The following is a 21,371-nucleotide window of genomic DNA, read 5'->3' on the forward strand; positions in this document are numbered from 1 at the left end:
CGGCCGGACCGCCGGCCACCGATGCGCCGGCACAAGGACCGCCGCCGGCAGCGGCGGCGCCGGCGGGCGCCGGCCCCCCCGGGTTGCCGCAAGGCGGCCAGGCCCCGGCGGGCAATGGCCTGTCGCTGCCGGGCGGCAACCCGCCGCCGGCCAATAGCCAGCCGCCAGCCAACGGCCAGCTGCCGTCCAACGGCCAGCTGCCGGTCCCCGGCGTACCGCCCGATGCGGGCCAGCCGTCCCCCGGCCCCGCCTCGCCCCAGGCCGTCCCGCCCGCCACCCCCGGCGCCGGGCCGGCGGCCCCGCCCGCCACGGAGGCGCCATGAACCGCCTGCTGCGCATCCTGCTCGGCGTCGGCGCGGTCAGCGCGCTGGCGCTGCTCCTGCTGCTGGCCTGGTCCACCGGCAATTCGTCGCGGCTCGAACAGCACTACGACCTGCTGCTGGCCTTGAACGGCGTAGTCGCGCTGGTGCTGTTCTCGTGGGTCGCGGCGCTGACGGTCCGGCTGATGAACCAGCTGCGCCGGCGCCAGTTCGGCGCCCGGCTCACCTCCCGCTTCGCGCTGGCCTTCGCCCTGGTGGGCGTGGTGCCCGGCGTGCTGATCTACATGCTGTCGGTGCAGTTTTTGTCGCGCTCGATCGAGTCGTGGTTCAACGTGCGGGTCGACACCGCGCTCGAGTCCGGCCTGGCGCTGGGCCGGGCCGCGCTCGATTCCCAGCTGCAGGACATCAACGCCAAGGCGCGCTCGATGTCGCTCGAACTGGGCGACGCGCAGGAAGGCGACATCGCCACCACGCTGACCCGTCTGCGCGACCGCGCCGCGGTGCAGGAGGCCATGGTGTTCACTTCCAGCGGCCGCATCATCGCGTGGTCCACGAGCGTCTACGGCACCCTGCTGCCCGAGGCGCCGCCGCCCCAGGTGCTGCGCCAGCTGCGGATTTCGCGCGGCTACGCGGCCGCCGAGTCGAACAGCGCGCCCAGCTCGGCCACGGTCGAAAGCGAGCAGGGCCCGCTGGGCGCCACGCGCGACACCGGCGGCAGCGCGCTGCGGCTGCGGGTGATCGTGCCGATCGCGCCGGCGGGCGCGCTGGAACTGCCCGGCATGCTGCCGGCCGAGCCGCGCTACCTGCAACTGGTGCAGCCGGTGCCCGACCAGATCGCCGCCAATGCCGAACAGGTGCAGAACGGCTACCGCGACTACCAGGAGCTGTCGCTGTCGCGCCAGGGGCTGCGCAATCTGTACGGCATCACGCTGACGCTGGCGTTGCTGCTGGCGGTATTCGCCGCCATCGCCGCCGCGTTCTCGCTGTCGTCGCGGCTGGTGCGGCCGTTGCTGCGGCTGGCCGAGGGCACGCAGGCCGTGGGCGTGGGCGACTACCGGCCGATTCCCGAGCCTCCCGCGCGCGACGAGGTCGGCCAGCTGACCCGCTCGTTCAACGCCATGACGCGCCAGCTGGACGAGGCGCGCCGCATGGTAGAGAGCAACCGCCGCCAGCTCGAACGCAGCAATGTCTACCTGGAAAGCATTCTGGGCAATCTGTCGTCGGGCGTGCTGGTGTTCGACGAAGCCTTCCGCGTGGCCACCGTCAACCAGGGCGCGCAGCAGATCCTGCGGGTCGACCTGCGCGCGGTGGCCGGCCGCCCGCTGGAAACCATCGACGGCCTGACCGCCTTCGCGCAGACCATCCGCACCGCCTTCGCCGAGCACATGGCGGCCGCCACCGGCCGCCCGCACTGGCAGCAGCAGTTCGAGATCACCCGCCCGCAGGCGGCCGAACCCGCGCGCGCCCAGGGCGAAGGTAACATTTCGGCCGTGCCGTCCGACGACATGTCGATTACTCTGCTGGCTCGCGGCACGCATCTGCCGGCCAACGGGGGGAACGGCGGCTACGTGGTGGTGTTCGACGACATCACCGAAGTCATCTCCGCCAACCGCGCGGTGGCCTGGGGGGAAGTCGCGCGCCGGCTGGCGCACGAAATCAAAAACCCCTTGACGCCCATTCAGTTGTCGGCGGAACGTATCGCGATAAAACTGGCCGACAAACTGGAGAAACCCGAGGCCGACATGCTGCGGCGTTCGACTACCACCATCATCAACCAGGTAAGCTCCATGCAGCGCATGGTGGACGATTTCCGCGAATACGCCCGGACGCCGCCCGCGCAGCCGCGCCAGCTCGACCTGAACGAACTGGTGGCCGAGGTGCTGACGCTGTACGGCTGGGACAGCGCCGAAGGGCTGCTGCGCGACGGCGCCCGCAGCGTGCCGCTGACGGTCGACCTCGATCCCGGGCTGCCGCGCATCATGGGAGACGCGACACAACTGCGGCAGGTGATTCATAATCTGATCGCCAACGCGAAGGATGCCATCGAGGAACGCGCCCGCGACGGGGCCAAGCAGGCCGAGGCCGGCCAGCCGGGCAAGGCGCCGCAGGAACTCATCGGCGTGGCCACGCGGCTGGTCACGCAGCGCCTGCCCGACGGCCGCGAGCATGCCACCGTCAAGCTCACGGTTGCCGACAGCGGGACGGGTTTCGCGCAGCGCATCCTGCAGCGGGCCTTCGAGCCCTACGTCACGACCAAGGCGCGCGGCACCGGGCTCGGGCTGGCGATCGTCAAGAAGATCATTGAAGAGCATGGCGGCAGGATCGATCTCGCCAATCGGCAGGAGGGCGGCGCGATGGTTTCCATCTTGCTGACCCGCCTGGCGGGCGAGCCGGCGGCCCAGGCGGGCGCCGGAGGTGTGTCACAGGCTGCGGCATCGCAGTCCGCGTAACAGAGGTTTCTAAAAAATATGGCCAGAATTCTGGTGGTTGACGACGAGGTCGGTATCCGCGAGCTCCTGTCGGAGATTCTTTACGACGAGGGCCATACCGTCGATCTCGCCGAGAATGCGGCGGCCGCGCGCGCGCTGCGCGCGGCCCATCGTCCCGATGTCGTGCTGCTCGACATCTGGATGCCCGATACCGACGGCGTCACGCTGCTGAAGGAATGGGCCTCGCAAGGGGTGCTCGACATGCCGGTCATCATGATGAGCGGCCATGCGACCATCGACACCGCGGTCGAGGCCACCCGCATCGGCGCCATGGATTTCCTCGAAAAGCCGATCACCATGTCGCGGCTGCTGAAGACCATCTCCACCGCCCTCGAGCGCGGCCGCAGCGGTACCCGGCCGGCGGCCGTCGCCGCCCCGGCCGCGGTGCGCGCCGGCGGCCCCGCCGCCTATGCGCCGCCCCCGGTCACCTCCACCGTGGGCGCGGTCGGCGCCGATTACGGACGGCCGGTGCAGCCGGCGGTGGCCGAGCGCCCCGTCCCGGCGACGCTGCCGGCCGACGCGCCGCCCCGCACCCCGCTGCAGGACCTCTCCCTCGACCTGCCGCTGCGCGAGGCGCGCGACGCCTTCGAGCGCGTCTACTTCGAGCACCACCTGGCGCGCGAGGGCGGAAGCATGACGCGGGTGGCCGACAAGACCGGCCTGGAACGCACCCACCTGTACCGCAAGCTCAAGCAGCTCGGCATCGAACTCTCGCGCAAGCGCAGCGTATGAAAATCGTCATACTCGGCGCCGGCCGGGTGGGGACCAGCGTGGCCGAGAACCTGGTCTCCGAGCACAACGACATCACCGTCATCGACACCGACGCGAACCGACTGGCCGAGCTGCAGGAGCGGCTCGACCTGATGCGCGTGGTCGGCAACGGCACCCACATCACGGTCCTGGGCGAGGCGGGCGCGGCCGACGCCGACATGCTGATCGCCTGCGCCACCGCCGACGAGACCAACCTGGTGGCCTGCAAGATCGCCAAGCAGGTCTACAACGTGCCGCGCTGCATCGCCCGCATCCGCTCGCGCGAATTCATCGACCGGCCCGAGCTGATGGGCAGCGACGGCTTCGGCGTCGACCACGTGATCAGCCCCGAGCGCAGCGTGACCGACTACCTCGAGAACCTGATCGAGATTCCCGAGGCGCTGCAGGTGGTCGAATTCGCCGGCGGCAAGGTCAGCGCCGTCACGGTGCGCGCGGTGGCCGGCAGCCCGCTGGTGCAGCATCCCATCCACAGCCTGAAGGAACACCTGCCGCGGGCCGACATCCGCATCATCTCGATCTTTCGCCAGAACCGCCTGATCGAGCCCGAAGGCGACACCATGATCCTGCCGGGCGACGAGGTGCTGTGCCTGGCCGCCACCCGCCACGTGCGCGACATGATCCGCGAGCTGCGCGAGCGCGACCGCAAGGTGCGGCGCGTGATGATCGCCGGCGGCGGCAACATCGGCCTGCGGCTGGCGCGCCAGATCAGCGCCGGCTACGAGGTCAAGGTGATCGAGCAGAACCGGCGCCGCTGCGAATACCTGGCCTCGCGGCTGCCCAGCCGCACGCTGGTGCTCAACGGCGACGCCACCGACGAGCACCTGCTGGAGGAAGAGAACGTCGGCGAGATGGACCTGTTCCTGTCGCTGACCAGCGACGACGAAGACAACATCATGTCGGCGCTGCTGGCCAAGCGCCTGGGCGCGCGCCGCGTGATCGCGCTGATCGGCCGCAAGACCTATGCCGAGCTGATGGAAGGAGGCCGCATCGACATCGCCATCTCGCCGTCGGAAACCACCATCGGCGAACTGCTGCGCCACGTGCGGCGCGGCGACGTGGTGGCCGTGCACCGCCTGCGCCACGGCGTGACCGAGGCGCTGGAGGCGGTGGCCCACGGCGACGCCAAGTCGTCGCGGGTGATCGGCCGCCAGGTGGGCGACCTGGCCCTGCCCGAGGGCGCCTTCATCGGCGCCGTGGTGCGCCACGACGAAGTGCTGATGGCCCACCACGACACCGTCATCGAATCGGGCGACCACGTCATCGTGTTCGTCGCCCACCAGCGCCTGATCGCGCAAGTCGAGAAGCTGTTCCAGGTATCGGTGTCCTTCTTCTGAGCCATGCGCAAACTCGTTCCGGTCCTGAACGTCGTCGGCTTCGTGATGGCGCTGTTTTCGTTGACGATGGCGATCCCGATCGGCGTGGCGCTGTATTACGACGATGCCGGGCTGGCGGCCTTCATCGACGCCGCGCTGCTGTCGTTCGGCGCCGGCGCGGCGGTGTACGCGATCACGCGGCTCGGCCAGCGCGAGCTCAAGCCGCGCGACGGCTTCCTGCTGGTGTCGCTGGTGTGGAGCCTCCTGCCGCTGATCGCGGCGGCGCCGCTGCTGCTGTACTTCCACGACGCCGGCCAGCCGCTGTCGCTGACCGACGCCTATTTCGAGGCCATGTCGGGGCTGACCACCACCGGCTCGTCGGTGCTGTCGGGGCTGGAATACCTGCCGCGCTCGATCAACGTCTGGCGCTGCACGCTGGTCTGGATCGGCGGCATGGGCATCCTGGTGATGGCGGTGGCCATCCTGCCGATGCTGGGCGTGGGCGGCAGCCAGATCTTCCGGGCCGAGACGCCCGGGCCGATGAAAGACGAAAAGCTCACCCCGCGCATCGCCGGCACCGCCAAGGGGCTGTACGCGATCTACATGGCGCTGTCGGCGCTGTGCCTGCTGGCCTACCGCGCCACCGGCATGGGCTGGTACGACGCCTACTGCCACATGGCGACCACGCTCGGCCTGGGCGGCTTTTCCACCCGGGATGCAGGTTTCATCGACTTCGACTCGACCGGCGTGGAGCTGGTGTCGATATTTTTCATGCTGCTGGCCGGCATCAATTTCGCCACCCATTTCAACGCCTTCCGCGCGCGCAGCCTGCGCCCGTACTGGCGCTGCCCGGAGGCCAAGTACTACGTGGCGGCCGTGCTCGTCACGGGCCTGGTGGTGGCCTTCTTCCTGTACCAGCGGGGCGTGTACGGTTCGTTCTGGACGGCGCTGCGCTATGCCATGTTCAACACGGTATCGATCGCCACCACCACCGGCTTTTCCAATACCGACTACGCCTCGTGGCCGCTGTTCGCGCCGCTGCTGATGCTGGTGCTGTCGTGCTTCGCGACGTCGGCCGGCTCAACCGGCGGCGGCATCAAGATGATCCGCATGGTCATCCTGGTCAAGCAGGCGCGGCGCGAGTTCATCCGCATCCTGCACCCGCGCGCCATCAATCCGGTCACCCTCAACGGCCTGCCGGTGCCCAACAAGGTGGTGTTCTCGGTGCTGGCCTTCATCCTGCTGTACTGGTCGTCGCTGCTGCTGATGACCATGGCGATGCTGTTCACCGGGCTGGATCCGCTGACTGCCTTCACCGCCGTGCTGGCCAGCCTGAACAACGTGGGGCCGGGCCTGGGCGAGGTTGGGCCCACCACCACCTATGCCGTGCTGACCGACACGCAGACCTGGGTCTGCTCGTTCGCGATGCTGCTGGGCCGGCTCGAGCTGTTCACCGTGCTCGTGCTGTTCACGCGGGCGTTCTGGAAGAAATGAGCGCCGGGCGCTGCGGAGGTCGGCGATGGCCACTGCGCTGACGCTGCTGGCCGGCGCCGAGCTGGCCCGCGGCCGCAGCCTGGCGCTGGAGGCCGCGCAGGCCGATACCGGCCCGGGTCCGCGCGCCGTCATCATCGAAGGCGGCCCGGGAACTTTCCAGGCCCCGCCGGGGGTCGAACTGGTACAGCTGGCGGCGGGCTGCGCGTGTTGCGTGGGCCAGCTGCCGCTGCGGGTGACGGTCGCGCGGCTGTTGCGGCTGTCCCGGCCGGCCAGGATGTGGATAGAGGTGGCGAGTGCGCAGCACCTGCCCGAACTGCGCCGCCAGCTGTCCGGCCCGGCTTTCGGGGGGCATCTGGCGCTCGAGCCCGATGCAGGCGGGGATCCGTCCGCCCCTTGATTTCCGCCGGCGACGCCTCATGTACGAATCAAGGTCCCGCAGACCCCTGATTTCAGGAGCCAGGCCATGGAAATGATCTACAACAGCCCCAACTACGTCGTAGTGGAATTCGCCCAGCTGGAAGGGGCAGCCCATGGCGGCGGATTCGAAATCGTCGACAAGCAATCCCGGCGCGAGGTCTACATCGCGGGCGAATCGGCCGATCAATTCCGCAGCAAGGTGCAGGAATTGATCGCTACCGAGCCTACGATGGAAGACGTGGACGAATTCCTCAGCCAATTCGATGAATTCATGAACCGTCCCCTGACCCTGCACTGACCCATTCTGTTCTTCACTTCCCGGAAAGCCCCATTGTGGGGCTTTTTTCATGCCCGGCAGGGCGGCGCGCCGGTCTCCCGGCGAGTGGCGCTGCATCGCCGCAAATCGATGAAAATCGCCAATTCGGCCGGAAAAATGACGGATATCGTCATTGGCCGCGCGCTACCATGACTTTCAGGGCAGTCATGCTGCATATCTTGCAATAAGGGAAGAGAATGACGTCAGATAATCGCCGCCTGTCGGCAGCACAATCCAATCGGCGTTCTATCTTGAAGGGCGCCGGCGCCGGCATCGCGGTGTCGTTCGGCAGCGCCCTCGGTATTGCGTCCGTTGCCCGCGCGGCGGCCCCGCAGGCCGAAGATACGCTGGTGATCTCAGGCGTCGGCGGCTCGACCCAGCGGCTCATCGAAACGCAGATTTTTCCGCAATTTTCGCGCACTTATGGCGTCAAGCGGCTTATTTATATCGCCGGCAATGGATCCGAGCTCCTGGCCAAATACCGCACGGAGCGTAACCGTCCGAGCATCGACGTCGCATGGGTCACGAGCGAGACCACCGTCGATGCATCCCGCGACGGCCTGCTGGCCCAGTTCGACGAGGCGCTCATTCCCAATGCGCAAGCGATTCCCGCCAGCATGCGCAGCAGTCCGACCGCGCTCCCGGTCGGTGTCAATGCAGTCGGGCTGCTTTACAACACCGAGATCTTCGCCGAAAAAGGCCTGCCGCCGCCGGATTCCTGGCTCAGCCTGTGGAAACCGGAATTCAAAGGGCACGCGGGCATTCTCACCATAGGCAACACCGGGGCCAAGGCATTGGTGGCGATGCTGGCGCACATACTGACCGGCGACCAGCGAAATCTCGATGCGGCCCTTGACCGCCTGTCCGCATTGAGGCCGAACCTGATGGACGTTTTCTCCTCGCCGGGGGCGCTCGACAGCGCTTTCCAGCAGAGGGATGTCTGGCTCGCCCCGCAGGTCGCGCTGCGCGCGCTGCAGTTCCGGCGTGCCGGCGTGCCGATCGGCTTCGCCCGGCCCAAGGAGGGATTCACCGGTTACCGGGTCGAAACCGGCGTGATCAAAGGCGCCCCGCATCCGAAGGCTGCCCATGCGTGGATCGATTATTTATTGCAGGCAGAAACGCAGCTGAAGCTCGAGCGCCTGCTCGGTTATGGCCCGATCCGGCCCGATATCCAGATCGACGAAGATCTGAAATCCTATTTCCCCCCGGCCACGGAGGTATTCAGCCCCGATTGGAGCTATCTGGCGGAGCATCGGAAAGCCTTGTTCGACGGCTGGAATCAGCGCGTGGAACGGCAACGCTGAGCAGGCATTCCAAATGAACTCCGCAGCGGCGCATTCCCTCACAGAATCCCTTTCTGAATATTGGTGCAGCGCAACTTTTCGGAAACTGCCGGCCAACGCCATCCGACAGGCGAAAAGGCAGTTGCTGGATATCGTCGCGGTCGCCGTTGCCGGCATTGAAGCCGACGCGGCCCAGGCATGCAGGCAGGCATTGGCCGATGCCGGCATCGGTTCCGGCAGCAGCTGTGTTTTCGGAACGGATAGCGCACTGCCACCTGCGCTGGCGGCGCTGGTCAACGGCACCGCCGCCCATGCGCTCGAACTCGACGGCTTCGGCGGCGGGCACGCCGGCGCCGTCGTCGTGCCCGCCGTGCTGGCCGTCGCCCAAACGGGGCGTTACAGCGGGGAGGAGGTATTGACGGCCATCGTGGCCGGCTTCGACGTGATGTCGCGCGTCACCGAAGGCGCCGGCGGCTATCGGGCTCACAACGACCGCGGTTGGCATAATACCGGGACATGCGGGACGTTCGGCGCCGCAGCGGCGGTCGCCCGGCTGATGGGGCTGGACGCCATGCGCTTTGCCGCGGCATTGGGCATTGCCGGAACGTTTACCGGCGGCACATGGGCCTATCTGGCCGATGGCGCGATGACGAAGCGGGTCCATTCCGGCAAGGCAGCCGAAGCCGGCGTCATGGCGGCTTTTTTCGCCCGCGCCGGGATGACCGGACCGCGCTTCGTGCTCGAGGCGCCGTGGGGAGGCTTCTTTCCGACGTACTGCGGCGCGGATGCGCGACCTGAACGGGTGCTCGCGAAGCTCGGCGAAAACTTCTGGATCGAGCGGTCGGGCATCAAGCCATATGCCTGCTGCCGGGCCATCCATTCGGGTATCGACGCGCTGTTCGACCTGATGGCTGCGCACTCCGTCACGGCGGCGGATATCGTGAAAATCGAGGTTCACTGCGACGAAACCGCCATACGCCAGCTGGGCGGACGCCGCATCGACACGCTTCTGGATGCCCAGCTGAGCCTTCCTTATAGCCTGGCCGTCGCCGCCGCCACGCAGCGGGCGGGGCTGGCCCAATATTCGCCGCCAAATGTCGAAGATAGCGAAGTACAGCGCCTGATGCGGGCCACCGAGCTGATATGGGATCGCGCGCTGGCGACCGGGGCCTCTCCCACCGTCAGGATCGCCTTGCAGGACGGACGGACGCTGTCGCGCAGCGTTGAATTCGCAAAAGGCGCGCCCGAGAATCCGTTGACGGACGACGAACTGCGCGCCAAGGCGCTTCAATTGCTGGAGCTGCGGCTGAATCGTGAACGCGCCGAAGCGCTGGTGCGACTGGCAGACCGGATCGAGGCGTCCGCCGATGCCGGAGAATGGATAGCGCTGCTGCGGCCCTAGGCCGCGGCTCATTCTGCCAGGTCGATCGGGATGGCCGTTGAAAATTTGATCCGGTCCATCACCACCATGGTCGAAAACCGCCGGACGTTCGGGTTGTCGAAGAAGAATTTCTTGGTGAAACGTTCGTAATCGCCGATATCGGATGCGTGCAGCACGATTATGAAGTCGGCTTCCCCCGTCACGTAATAGCACTGCGTGACCTCGGGCCGCGCCAGGATGGAGCGCTTGAAATTATCCAGGAGTTCGGACCTCTCCCGTTCCAGCGATACCATGACGATCATCGTCAGCCCGCGCCCGGCCGCTTCGGGGGAAACGATGGAAACATCCGACGTGATGACTTTTTCTTCCCTCAGCCTGCGTACCCTGCGCAGACACGAGGCCGAGGATAGATTCACCCGTTCGGCCAGCTCGGCACTCGTGATCTGGTTGTTCTGCTGCAGAAGATTGAGAATCTTTACATCAAAAGAGTCGAATTTCATGGTGCCGTCCCCGGTTCGCGCTACGGAATGCCACAGCGTGGTGACCGGCATCGAGTTCGAAGCCACCGCTATACGATTCCCATCAAGCCTATGGCAGTACGAGCATAAATCACCGCGCAGTCGATGAGATCCTGTTCGTTGGCATAGTCGTCCACGCCGGCCGACAAAGTCGGCTGCGGTCCGTAGCATACCGCCGGCGTGCCAAGGTCGCGCCAGCGCCGGGCGTCGCTTCCGGGCAGCCTGACCACGAGCTCCGGCGGCACGCCGCGAATTTCAGTGGCCACTTTCCTGATCGTCGTGACCAAGGGGTTTTCGAACGCGGTCCAGTTCGCATCCCACGCTTTGACGACCGTTACCGACAGTCCGCCGATTTCTTGCGCCAGGGCGTTTACCTGGGATTGAACCTCGGCCGCCGAAATGCCGGGAGGCAGGCGGAAATCGATTTCCGCGCGCGCGTGTTCGGCAATGAGGCTGCGCACCTCGCCGGCGGACATGGCGCCCACGTTGGCCGACAACCTCATGCCGAGGTTGCCTTCCCCGCCCGAAATGTCCTTGATTTGCGCCGGCGGCACGGCGAAATGGGAATTCATCCGGTCCAGCCGCGAAAGAAAGACCGCGAGCCGCATCGCAGCGGTGCGGCCTTCCAGCGCGCGGGAGGAATGCCCACCCATCCCCTGGGCTTGGACGTCCAGCCAGAGCAGGCCTTTTTCGGCCGGGGCCAGTTGCATGAAACCCGGACCTTCCCCGCTGATCAGATAATCGCCGGCAAGGTCGGGGCGGGCTCGCAGCAGATGCACGGTGCCCCGCTCGCCGAACATGACTTCGTCGCACACCGCCGTCATCGTGAGCTTGCCGGCGAATCGGTGGCGGTGGCGGTTGAGAACGGCGGTTGCCAGGCACATGGCCGCCAGCGCGCCTTTCATGTTTCCCATGCCCAGTCCGAAGACCTTGCCATCCCGGCGGGTCAAATCGAGAACGGGCACCGTCCATGCGGTTTCGTCGCCCGCCTGCATGGTGTCCATATGGGCGTTGAAAACCACATGCGGCCCGGATCCGGTGCCTTCCACTTCGGCGACGACATTGGGAGCGCTTGCCTCGGCAGCGACGACCTGCGGACTCAATCCTGCCTGCCGCAGATAAGCGAGCACCTCCGCCGCGACGGCCGCCGTATGTCCGGGCGGACTCATGCTCGGCGCCCTTACCAGCCGGGCGGCCAATTCAAGCAATGTCGCCCGTTCGGCGCGAATGGCATCATCCAGCACGTGCAGCAGACTCATGATTTTCCTTGGAGATGGTCAGGTCGCGTTTCGGTCGATGTCTTCCGGTGCGGCACCGACGATTTTCTTGTAAACGTCGCGATCGGTGGCGCCTTCGGTACCCAGGAAAAGCACGGTGCTGTCCTCGTCGAGGCCGAGCTGCGCGCGACGCTGCGGATCGCCGCAGACGGCGAAGAATCCGGCGAGGCCGGCGACGGCCGATTCGCCCGCGACCACCGGCGGATCGCCCTCTCGCGGCGCGGCCAGACGCCGCATGCAATCGGCGGCCGCCGCGTCGCTGATCGTCATGAACGCATCCGCGCCTTTGTCCAGAATCTTCCACGCCAATAGCGATACGACGCCGCACGCGAGTCCGGCCATGATCGTCTCCAGTTCTCCGGCCACGGCGGTGGGGCGGCCGGCCATGGCCGATTGGAACAGGCAGTCCGCGGTTTCCGGTTCGACCACGATCAGGGTGGACCGGCGCGCGCCGAAGCGTTCCCACAGATAGGCGCACGTACTGGCGGCGACGCCGCCGACGCCACCCTGCACGAAGATATGGGTCGGCATCGTTCCCGCCTGGGCGATCGCCTCTTCGATCATGACGCCGTAGCCCTGCATGACGTCGCGCGGAACGTCGACATAGCCTTCGTACGAAGTATCGGAGACGATATGCCATCCCATCCGCGCCGCATCCTGCGCCACGCGCGATACGGCGTTGTCATAATTGCCCTCTATGCGGTCGACGCGGGCACCGTATGCGGCGATCGCGCCGACGCGCTCGGTGCTGACGCTGCCATGCACGTAGATCACTGCCTGGCAGTGGAAAAGCGACGCGCCCCATGCCACTGAGCGCCCATGATTGCCATCCGTGGCGCACGCGACGGTGACCGTGCGCGTCAGTTCAGCATACTTGCCGGCGATGAGTTCCCGCGATGACGGTCTGGCGCCCGTGGCTCTTTCCACCTCCGCCTGCAACAGGCGAAAGACCGCGTAGGCACCGCCGAGCGCCTTGAAGCTGCCCAGACCGAAACGCTGAGATTCGTCCTTGTAGAAGACGGCTTTGACGCCGGTTTCATGTGCGATGGAGCGCAGCGATCGCAAGGGCGTGGCCTGGTAGCCTTCCCACGATTGAATCTCGGCACGCGCCAGAGACAATGCGTGCAGGCTCAGGATGTCGTCCCGGCCTTCGTCAGCGTAAGGCGAGTGGGAGGCTCGCGGATTGAGGAACAGTCTGGAAGCCAATGCAGTGGTGAGCACGAAATTTCTCTTCTAATTGAAATCAATATCCGAGCGCGAGCCCGTCGCGGCGGCCGTCGGCTGCGCCGCGCAGAACGCCGTTGGCCCTGTCGATCCAGATGGCCTGGGCTGTTCCAAGCGGGTGGGAACACCGTGTGACGCCATGGCCGAGCGCCTGCAAGCCGGCGATGACCGATTCCGGCACCGCGCGTTCGACTTCGAAGCTGTCGCCACGGGCGAACATCCGCGGCAGATCCACGGCCTGCTGGACCGGCAATCCGTGATCGAGCAGATTGCCGAGCAATTGCAGCTGCCCGCTCGGCTGGAAATGCCCGCCGGTGACGCCGAACGGCATCACGGGCTGGCCGTTGCGGGCCAGCATGCCGGGAATGATCGTGTTGAGAGGGCGCTTTCTGGGGGCGAGCGCATTGGGATGGCCTGACTCGAGCACGAAGCTGCTGCCCCTGTTATGGAAAAGCACGCCGCTATGGGGGCAGACGATGCCGCTGCCAAAGTCGTCGAATATCGAGTTGATCAATGCGACGGCGGTTCCGTCCCGGTCGACGACGGCAATGAAAACGGTGTCCTTGTGCCGTGGGGCCGGGCGAGGCGCGATGTCAGCCATCCGTTTCGTCAGCGAGATTCTTTTCACCAGCGCATCGATGTATGGCGCACCAAGAAGGCCGTCGATGTCCATGGCGACGTGTCTCGGATCGCCGATGAATGAATCCCGCTGGGCGTAGGCCAGCCTGGCGACCTCCGCCTGGAGATGGAAGCGCTCGACGCTGACGGGGCCGTACTGGCTCATGTCGAAGCGGTCGAGCATGGACGCCATGATCAGCGGCACCAAGCCCTGGCCGTTCGGCGGGCACTCCCAAAGCTGGTAGTCGCGATAGCGCGCCGATAGCGGGTCTACGTATTCGGCGCGATACGTCTCGAAGTCGTCGATCGAATGCGCGCCGCCCAGTGCCGTCAACGTTTCGACCATCCGCTGCGTCGTTGCGCCGCAATAGAATTCCGCGGCCCCGCGGGCGGCGATGGCACGCAACGTCTTCGCAAGCTGGGGCTGCCGGTGTCGCGCGCCGACCTGCGGCGGTTCGCCGCCCGGCAGGAAGACGGCGGCGGCCGCGGCGTTGCGCGATAGCTTCTGCTGCTGCCGCCGCCAGTCGTAAGCCAGCCGCTCCAGCACCGGATAACCGTCTTCGGCGGCTCGGATCGCCGGCTGCAGGACGCGTTCCAGTTCCATCGAGCCGTGGTCGGACAACAATGTCTCCCATGCCCTGACCGCTCCGGGGATGGTCACCGCCGTCGCGCTTTCCACAGGTATTTCCCGCAGCCCGCTCGCGCGGATCCGTTCCGGATCGATACGTGCGGGCGACCATCCGGAGCCGTTCAGCGCCGTGATCGTGCCGGCGTCGCGCATGATCAGGGCGAAACAGTCGCCCCCGATCCCGGTCTGGGTCGGCTCGACCACCCCTTGCAAGGCAGCGGCGCAGACGGCCGCGTCGACCGCGTTGCCCCCCATGCGCAGTATGTCGAGCGCTGCCAGGGTCGCCGCGGGATGGGAAGTGGCGGCCATGGCCGAAGTGGCGATGGCCTCCGATTTTCCCGGGAGTTCGAAATCTCGAAACGTCGGTGAGCGGAATGTCATGTTGCGGTTGCGAGTGTTCTGACTACAAGGTTGCGAGGCTCGAATTGCGCAAGTCCGTCACCAGCATGCAGGAGGGGGCGTGCGTAATGCATAGCGGGGGCTTGGCGCGCATTACCGCCATCTGGGGGGTCAGGCCGCATGCCCAGAACACAGGGAGTTCGCCGCGTCCCACTGTCCCGTCGCCGACATCCCGATAACGTTTGGATAGATCGATGCCGATCAGTGCCGGGTCGCCAATGTGGACGGGGGCTCCGTGCACGTTGGGGAAACGCGAGGTGATCTGGATTGCCCGGATGGCGTCAGCGGCAACGAAGGGCCGCATCGTGACCAGCATGGGCCCGGCGTAGGGTCCGGCCGCGGCCGTTTCGATCGTCGTTTCGTAGACCCCCGCGACGCGGCCCAGGTCGAGATAGCGCAACGGCAATCCCGCGTCGCGTAACGCTTCTTCGAAGGAAAAAGAGCAGCCCAAGGCGAACGTGATCAGGTCGTCCCGCCAGTATGCGGAGATGTCGGTCGTTTCTTCGGTGAACACGCCGTTGCGAAACACGTGGTAGCGCGGGACGTCCGTGCGTATGTCGAGGTCTGCGCCCAGGCTCGGCAGCCGGGGGTCGCCGGGATCGCTGCAGGCGATCAATGGGCAGGGGCGGGAATTGCGCTGGCAATAGAGGAGGAAATCCGAAGCCCAGTCTTTCGGAAGAATGCAGATGTTGGCTTGAACATAGCCCGGCACCAGTGCAGCCGTATAGCCGGTATATGACCCCGACCGCACTGCCTGGCGGGCCGCCAAAGGTGAAGAAAAAGCCGCCGCTGGTGTCTGCATTCCTGCATCTCCCGAATTTGATAAACGTCATCATAGACACAGAAACTGCGGGATAAAGTCTATTGGCCAAATGAACATGATTATTCGCGTCGTTCTGGGGCCGTAAATCGACGAATTTGATCATCCCTTTGTCCTTATGATCGTTCCGTATGTCGCCATTTCGAAACGATCTTCAAACAAGGGATATAGATGTCGCGCAGCTCGCTTGCCATGGACGTCAATGAAGCCCGGGCGGGCGCGCCGGGTGCCGGAAAATCCGCACGGACCGCCGGCGCCTCGCTCGATATCCGGGGGCTGAATGTCGGATACGGTTCGACCACCGCGCTTCATTCGGTTTCCCTCAGCATCGGGGCGGGGGAATTCTTCTGCCTGCTCGGCCCCTCGGGTTGCGGCAAGTCGACGCTGCTCGGGGCGATCGCCGGCTTCATCCCGGTTCGCAATGGCGCAATCGTGCTGGATGGCAGAGACGTTTCTTCGCTGGCCACTCGGCAACGCGAAGTCGGGGTCGTATTCCAGAGCTATGCGCTTTTTCCTCACCTGACCGCTGCCGAAAACGTCGCGTACGGTCTCAAAGTCAGGAAGGTGCCGCAAGGCACCATCACACGGCGGGTGGAAGAACTATTGGAACTCGTCAGGCTCGGCGGCAAAGGGACGCGTTTCCCGCGCCAGCTTTCCGGGGGCGAGCAGCAGCGCGTGGCCATCGCGCGCGCGCTGGCCGTCGCGCCGCGCCTGCTGCTTCTGGATGAACCGCTTTCCAATCTCGACGCCCGCCTGCGAGATGAAATGCGGGTCGAGCTCAAACGCATCCAGAAGGCGACCGGCGTTACCACCGTGTTCGTGACCCACGACCAGGAAGAGGCATTCGGCTTGGGCGACCGGGTTGCGATACTGAACGGCGGGCATATCGATCAGGTCGGAGTGCCGCGCGAGATATACAAAACACCGCGCACGGCGTTCGTCGCCGGGTTCATCGGCCGTTCGAACGCTTTCGATGGCGTGCTGACGCGTACCGGAGCCGAGGCCGATTTCCGGGTAGGGGCCACAAGCGTCAGATTGGACGACGCACGCCTGGCCGAATTGCCGCCGGGACCGCACAGGTTGTTCCTGCGCCCCGAAGAACTGAGCATCAGCCCGCCCGCCTCATGTCCCAACCGCATCCGGGGCAAGGTCGCCGAGGTACTGTACGGAGGGCCCACCGCCACGATCCGGGTCAGTACCGAGCATGGGGAAGTGGAGGTCTGCGGCCTTTCGGAGAATGCCGATGCCATGTATGTCGGCGATTGCGTGGAAATAGGCTGGCAAGCCGATGCCGGATTCTTCGTCAACGCCACCGCAGCCTGAGCGCGATATGCAACCACAAAGAAGCTTCAAGCTTTCGGCCGCCGGTGTGCGCGCCCTGCTGCTCCTTCCCGTCATTCTGTTCCTGTTTGTCTTCCTGTTGATTCCGTTCGGCATTGTTCTGGTCAACAGCCTGAGCAGCGACGGCCGGCCATTGACCTTGGCCAATTACATCGACATCGTGGCCGACGAATTCTACTGGGACGTGATGTGGCGCACGCTGCGCATCAGCCTTTTCACCACGCTGGCGGCGCTCTGCCTGGGTTATCCCGCGGCGCTGTATCTGTATTTTTCGCAAAGCAGGTGGCGGCGCGTCTTTCTATTCGTCGTGATCTCGCCGTTGTTCATCAGCGTGATCGTGCGCACCTATGGGTGGATCATGATATTCACCCCTAGCGGCGTGTTGAATGCCCTGCTTCCCGACGGATTATCGGTGCGGCTGCTGAAGACCGAAACCGCAGTGGTGATCGGAATGATGCACATTTATCTGCCATTCATGGTCCTTTCGCTCAACACGACGATGAGCAAGATCGACAAGAGGCTGCTCGCCGCTGCTTCCACACTGGGAGCCTCCAACGCACGGCTCTTCAGGGACATCCTGTTCCCGCTCAGCGTGCCCGGCATCGTCGCAGGCTGCTCGATCGTCTTCTCCATCTCGATGACCGCATTCAGCACGCCGGTCCTGCTGGGCGGCACCGCGAACAAGACCATGCCATTCATCGTTTATCAGCAGAACCTGGTGCTGTTCGATTCCCATACGGGCGGGGCGCTGGCCATTACGCTGCTCGCCGCCTCTTTGTTGGTCCTGTGGGGTTTCAAGCGATTGTCCCGCGGGGCAACGAACCGATTGGGAGTCTGACGGCATGACGTCCGCCACCTTTCTGCATGCGCTGCGCCGGCTGTTTGCCGTCATTTTCTCGCTATTCATGCTGGCGCCGCTGGTCGTGATCATGATCCTGTCTTTCACGGGCGAGGGTTATACGCGCTTTCCGCCGCGGGCTTTCGGCATCCGCTGGTATGAAACCGCCTACAACACGCCGGCTTTCATCGATGCCTTCAAATTCAGCCTGGTCCTGTCGCTGCTGGTGGCCGCCATATCCGGACTGCTGGGCATCGTCAGCGCGCTGATCCTGGGCCGCACGGCATTCCGCGGCCGCGATCTCATCGTCAACGTGATCATGATGCCGCTGGCGCTGCCCCACATCGTGCTCGCGATTGCGCTGCTGCAGCTGTTCTCCTTCTTCGCGGTCCGCACCTCGCCTTATGGCCTGCTGGCGGGCCAGATCCTCATAACGCTGCCGTACGTCGTCCGGCTCGTGCTGACGAGCCTTGGCAGCCTGAACCGCCAATTCGAGCTGGCCAGCCAGAGCCTGGGCGCGTCCTGGTGGTACACGCTTACGCGCGTCACCTTGCCGCTTATCGCGCCGGGAGTCATGGGCGGCCTGCTGTTCGCTTTTCTTCTTTCGTTCGATGAAGTGACGATCGCGATTTTCATGTCGCAGCCGGGGGCCACCACCCTGCCTACGGAAATATTCAACTACGCGTCGCAGGGCGACGATCCGGTGGTGACGGCCGTCAGCGGCTTTCTGATCGTCTTCGCGGCGTTATTCGTCGCGCTCATCGAACGCGTCTTCGGCGTATTGAGGCTGATCGTCAATGAAGAGCCCCGTGCGCGGTAGAGATTCTCACTCTTTAACGGAGCAATCATGGCCAATTTAACCGACGCGCGCCTGGGCAAGCCGGCGCGGGCAAGCCTCGTGGAGGCAGTCTATAAACCCATCCTCGCACGTGACAGCGCGATGTTCGACGCATATGTCAGCGTCGACCTGGCGCATGTCTCGATGATGGCCGAACAGGGCATCATCTCGCTGGCCGCGGCAAAGGCCCTGCTCAGCACGCTGCTCGAAATCCGAGAGAAGGGCCCCGGACTGCTGGGCATAGACCCTTCGAAGGGCAGCCTGCTGCTGCAGGTCGAGCACTATATCGCTTCGCGCGTCGGACAGGACGCCGCCGGCGTGCTGCAATTGGCGCGCAGCCGCATCGACCAGAATGCCGCGATTTCGCGTGTCCACGCCCGCGACAGCCTGCTGGACATCATCGAAAAGGTATTGGCGTTTCAGGAAACGATACGCAACCGCGCCGCGGAATGGGTCGATGTCCTGATGCCCGGATATACCCACCTGCAGCACGCGCAGCCGTGGATTCTGGGCCATTACGCGCTTTACCAATACGATGTATTCGCCCGGGACTTCGAGCGGCTGTTCCAGATCTATGACCGCGTCAACATGAATTCGCTGGGCGGCGTGGCGCTGGCCGGGACCAGCTGGCCCATCGACCGCCGGCGCACCACTGCGCTGCTCGGCCATTCCGCACCCATCCGCAATTCCAAGGATTGCGGAGGCTTTGCCATGGACTACCTGGCCGAGATCGCCAGCGGCCTCTCGATTCTCATGTCGGGGCTGAGCCGCCTGGCCTCGGAGTTGTACATCTGGTCGTCGTGGGAGTTCAGCCTGGTCGAACTGGACGAGGGCCTTTGCGGAACGAGCAGCATCATGCCGCAAAAGAAGAATCCCTATGTGCTGGAGCGGGTGCGGGCTCTGGGCGGCGAGTCGATTGGATGGATGCCGTCGCAGCTCGGCATGCTGCGCACGCCCACCAGCATCGATTCCGACCGCTTCTTCTCGTCGGGCAATCTCGAGTTTTTCGAAACGACCAACTGGGCGCTGATGCTGATGGAAGACGTGGTCGCCACCCTGCGTATCAACAAAGACCTGATGGCCGAGCGGGCGGGCGCGCATTGGAGCACCGCGAGCAACCTGGCGGATGTCATCGTGCGCGAGGAGAGGCTGGATTTCCGCCGCGCCCATCACATTGTCGGCGCACTGGTCAAAGCCTCGTTGGAACAGAAACTCTCGCCGCAGTCGGTGGGGGCGGCCGAGCTCGACGCGGCCGCGGAAAAGACGATTGGCCGCTCGCTGTCTCTTTCCGACGCGCAAATTCATCAGGCGCTGGATGCAACCGCCTTCGTATCGACCCGGACCAGCGAAGGGTCGGTCGGACCGTCCGAGGTTGCCAAGATGCTTCGGATGGCCGCCGATGACTCCAAGGCCGCCGCCGGCCGTCTCCGGGAGGAACGCGCTCGGCTGAAAGCGGCTGCGGAGGCGCTCGATGCCGCCGTCGCGGCGATTCTCGCCCGCAGCAACTGATCCCGGGCCGAAGCCCCATGCAAGGCGCAGACGGACGGCGCGTCTGCGTCCTGCATCCGATGGGTAGGCGCGTCAGGCTTTTTGAACTTTTCAAGTTCGCTGCGGTCGTCCCAGCCCTCTAGGGATAAAGCCTAATTGCGGCCTATTTTCATCGAATCGACGCAATCTTGAGCCTAAACTGATGTCATCGTAAAGAGCCGATCGCTCTGCGAACCATGCACGGCGCGCCCCAGGACGGCGCCGCCACAAGAGATCCGGGCCGCCGCGGGCCCCAATCGACATCAGGGAGCGCCACGATGGAAACCATCGCCTTCACGCCGTCCGCCCCCCATACGCTCGGCATCGAGCTCGAATTGCAAATCCTCGACCCGGCCACGCACGATCTCAAAGGCGCCGCCGACGAGCTGCTGGCGCAGTTCGTCAATCATCCGATGGCCGATCGCGTCAAGCCCGAGATCACGCAGGCCATGATCGAGCTGAATTCGTCGGTCCATACCGATCCGGCCCGCCTGCTGGAGGAGATGCGCGCCATGCGCGATGCGTTGAACGACGCGGCCGATGCCGTGGGCGTGCGGATCGCCGGCGGCGGCACGCATCCGTTCATGCGGTGGCAGGAGCGCGCCATCTACGACTCGCCGCGTTTCTTGTACCTGTCGGAAATGTACGGCTACCTGGCGCGCCAGTTCACCGTGTTCGGCCAGCACATCCACCTGGGCGTGGGCTCGGGCGACGGCGCGATCGCGCTGACCCGCAAGCTGTCGCCCTATGTGCCGCACTTCATCGCGCTGTCGGCGTCGTCGCCGTATTTCGAAGGGGTGGACACGCTGTTCTCCTGCAGCCGCCTGAACGCGCTCAACAGCTTCCCGCTGTGCGGCCACATGCCGCCCGAGGTCGCCGACTGGTACGGCTTCGAGGCCTACCTGGCGCAGCTGCAGCATTCCGGCCTGATCGAAAGCATCAAGGACCTGTACTGGGACGTGCGGCCCAAGCCCGAATTCGGCACCGTGGAGCTGCGCGTGTGCGACACGCCGCTCACGGTGGAGAAGGCCTGCCGCCTGGCCGCCTTCGCGCAGGCGCTGGCCGTGCTGATGGAGGGCGAAGCGGCGCCGCCGGACTCGGCCTGGCTCGGCTATCGCACCAATCGCTTCCAGGCCAGCCGTTTCGGCCTGCACGGCAATTATGTCGATCCGGTCTGCGGCCGCATGCGGCTGGTAGACCACTTGCGCACCGTGTTCGATCGCGTGATGCCGGTCGCGCTGGAACTCGGCACGGCCGAACCGATCGGGCTGCTGCGGGAAGAGGCCTTGCAGATGGGCAGCGATGCCCGCTGGCTGCGGGCGCGCTTCAACCATTGCCGCGAGATGGCGGCGGTGGTCGAGAGCGCCGCCGCGGTATGGCGCGGCGAATCGCCCGCGCAGGTGGAGGTCGAGACGCCGCTGCCGCTGCCGCTGGCGCGGCGCAGGGTGCGCGCCAGTTCGGAACCGATTCTGGCCGCCGAGGTATTCGGCCCGCTGATCCGGCGCACGATCCGGCCGCTGCATTGAGCGGCGGGCCGGGCTGCCTTCGGTTCGCCGGTG

The 21,371-nt window shown here is 65.5% G+C and carries 18 protein-coding genes and 1 pseudogene; 14 read left to right on the forward strand and 5 right to left on the reverse strand.

The window, feature by feature from the left end:
- The 9 genes and pseudogenes from ABD927_RS02385 to ABD927_RS02425 form a co-directional block, all read left to right on the forward strand.
- A pseudogene (locus ABD927_RS02385) lies at nucleotides 1–323 on the forward strand (hypothetical protein); the annotation flags it as partial.
- Nucleotides 320–2,770, forward strand: coding sequence for a sensor histidine kinase (locus tag ABD927_RS02390; RefSeq protein ID WP_345245945.1), 2,451 nt, complete (start codon nucleotides 320–322; stop codon nucleotides 2,768–2,770). The pseudogene ABD927_RS02385 and the gene ABD927_RS02390, both read left to right, overlap by 4 nt.
- Before the next feature lie 18 nt (nucleotides 2,771–2,788).
- Nucleotides 2,789–3,541, forward strand: coding sequence for a response regulator (locus ABD927_RS02395; protein WP_345245947.1), 753 nt, complete (start codon nucleotides 2,789–2,791; stop codon nucleotides 3,539–3,541).
- A complete protein-coding gene (trkA, locus tag ABD927_RS02400) occupies nucleotides 3,538–4,914 on the forward strand; it encodes a Trk system potassium transporter TrkA (protein ID WP_345245949.1) in 1,377 nt (458 codons plus the stop codon). Before ABD927_RS02395 ends, trkA begins: the two co-directional genes overlap by 4 nt.
- Before the next feature lie 3 nt (nucleotides 4,915–4,917).
- A complete protein-coding gene (locus ABD927_RS02405) occupies nucleotides 4,918–6,387 on the forward strand; it encodes a TrkH family potassium uptake protein (protein ID WP_345245950.1) in 1,470 nt (489 codons plus the stop codon).
- 25 nt (nucleotides 6,388–6,412) lie between these two features.
- Nucleotides 6,413–6,784, forward strand: a complete 372-nt coding sequence (locus tag ABD927_RS02410; protein WP_345245952.1) for a hypothetical protein — start codon at nucleotides 6,413–6,415, stop codon at nucleotides 6,782–6,784.
- 66 nt (nucleotides 6,785–6,850) lie between these two features.
- Nucleotides 6,851–7,102 carry a BTH_I0359 family protein gene (locus ABD927_RS02415; RefSeq protein WP_345245954.1) on the forward strand — a complete coding sequence of 84 codons (252 nt, stop codon included), beginning with the start codon at nucleotides 6,851–6,853 and terminating at the stop codon, nucleotides 7,100–7,102.
- Nucleotides 7,103–7,317: 215 nt separating this feature from the next.
- Nucleotides 7,318–8,424 carry an extracellular solute-binding protein gene (locus tag ABD927_RS02420; RefSeq protein WP_345245956.1) on the forward strand — a complete coding sequence of 369 codons (1,107 nt, stop codon included), beginning with the start codon at nucleotides 7,318–7,320 and terminating at the stop codon, nucleotides 8,422–8,424.
- Between the two features lie 13 nt (nucleotides 8,425–8,437).
- Entirely contained in the window at nucleotides 8,438–9,805 is a 1,368-nt protein-coding gene (locus ABD927_RS02425) for an MmgE/PrpD family protein (protein ID WP_345245958.1), read from the forward strand.
- Nucleotides 9,806–9,813: 8 nt separating this feature from the next.
- Here ABD927_RS02425 and ABD927_RS02430 read toward each other — a convergent pair whose 3' ends face one another.
- The 5 genes from ABD927_RS02430 to ABD927_RS02450 form a co-directional block, all read right to left on the reverse strand.
- On the reverse strand, nucleotides 9,814–10,284 hold the full coding sequence (locus ABD927_RS02430) for an Lrp/AsnC family transcriptional regulator (protein WP_345245960.1): 471 nt from the start codon (nucleotides 10,282–10,284) through the stop codon (nucleotides 9,814–9,816).
- Between the two features lie 68 nt (nucleotides 10,285–10,352).
- The gene (locus tag ABD927_RS02435) at nucleotides 10,353–11,561 is read right to left on the reverse strand and encodes a M20 family metallopeptidase (RefSeq protein ID WP_345245962.1); all 1,209 of its coding nucleotides are present in this window, start codon (nucleotides 11,559–11,561) and stop codon (nucleotides 10,353–10,355) included.
- Between the two features lie 18 nt (nucleotides 11,562–11,579).
- On the reverse strand, nucleotides 11,580–12,800 hold the full coding sequence (locus ABD927_RS02440; RefSeq protein WP_345245964.1) for a diaminopropionate ammonia-lyase: 1,221 nt from the start codon (nucleotides 12,798–12,800) through the stop codon (nucleotides 11,580–11,582).
- 22 nt (nucleotides 12,801–12,822) lie between these two features.
- Nucleotides 12,823–14,430, reverse strand: a complete 1,608-nt coding sequence (gene ggt, locus ABD927_RS02445) for a gamma-glutamyltransferase (protein WP_345245966.1) — start codon at nucleotides 14,428–14,430, stop codon at nucleotides 12,823–12,825.
- Between the two features lie 22 nt (nucleotides 14,431–14,452).
- Entirely contained in the window at nucleotides 14,453–15,250 is a 798-nt protein-coding gene (locus tag ABD927_RS02450; protein ID WP_345245968.1) for a putative hydro-lyase, read from the reverse strand.
- 210 nt (nucleotides 15,251–15,460) lie between these two features.
- Between ABD927_RS02450 and ABD927_RS02455 the strand changes: the two genes are divergently transcribed.
- The 5 genes from ABD927_RS02455 (at nucleotide 15,461) to ABD927_RS02475 (ending at nucleotide 21,338) form a co-directional block, all read left to right on the forward strand.
- Nucleotides 15,461–16,591, forward strand: coding sequence for an ABC transporter ATP-binding protein (locus ABD927_RS02455; RefSeq protein ID WP_345245970.1), 1,131 nt, complete (start codon nucleotides 15,461–15,463; stop codon nucleotides 16,589–16,591).
- A gap of 7 nt (nucleotides 16,592–16,598) precedes the next feature.
- Complete coding sequence (locus ABD927_RS02460) at nucleotides 16,599–17,447, forward strand: ABC transporter permease (RefSeq protein ID WP_345245972.1); 849 nt, start codon at nucleotides 16,599–16,601, stop codon at nucleotides 17,445–17,447.
- Nucleotides 17,448–17,451: 4 nt separating this feature from the next.
- The gene (locus ABD927_RS02465) at nucleotides 17,452–18,267 is read left to right on the forward strand and encodes an ABC transporter permease (protein WP_345245974.1); all 816 of its coding nucleotides are present in this window, start codon (nucleotides 17,452–17,454) and stop codon (nucleotides 18,265–18,267) included.
- A gap of 27 nt (nucleotides 18,268–18,294) precedes the next feature.
- Nucleotides 18,295–19,794 carry an argininosuccinate lyase gene (gene argH / locus ABD927_RS02470; protein ID WP_345245976.1) on the forward strand — a complete coding sequence of 500 codons (1,500 nt, stop codon included), beginning with the start codon at nucleotides 18,295–18,297 and terminating at the stop codon, nucleotides 19,792–19,794.
- Nucleotides 19,795–20,090: 296 nt separating this feature from the next.
- A complete protein-coding gene (locus ABD927_RS02475) occupies nucleotides 20,091–21,338 on the forward strand; it encodes a YbdK family carboxylate-amine ligase (protein ID WP_345245978.1) in 1,248 nt (415 codons plus the stop codon).
- Nucleotides 21,339–21,371 lie beyond the last annotated feature (33 nt).

The organism is Pigmentiphaga soli, from assembly GCF_039541095.1.
Taxonomy (GTDB): Bacteria; Pseudomonadota; Gammaproteobacteria; order Burkholderiales; family Burkholderiaceae_B; genus Pigmentiphaga; species Pigmentiphaga soli.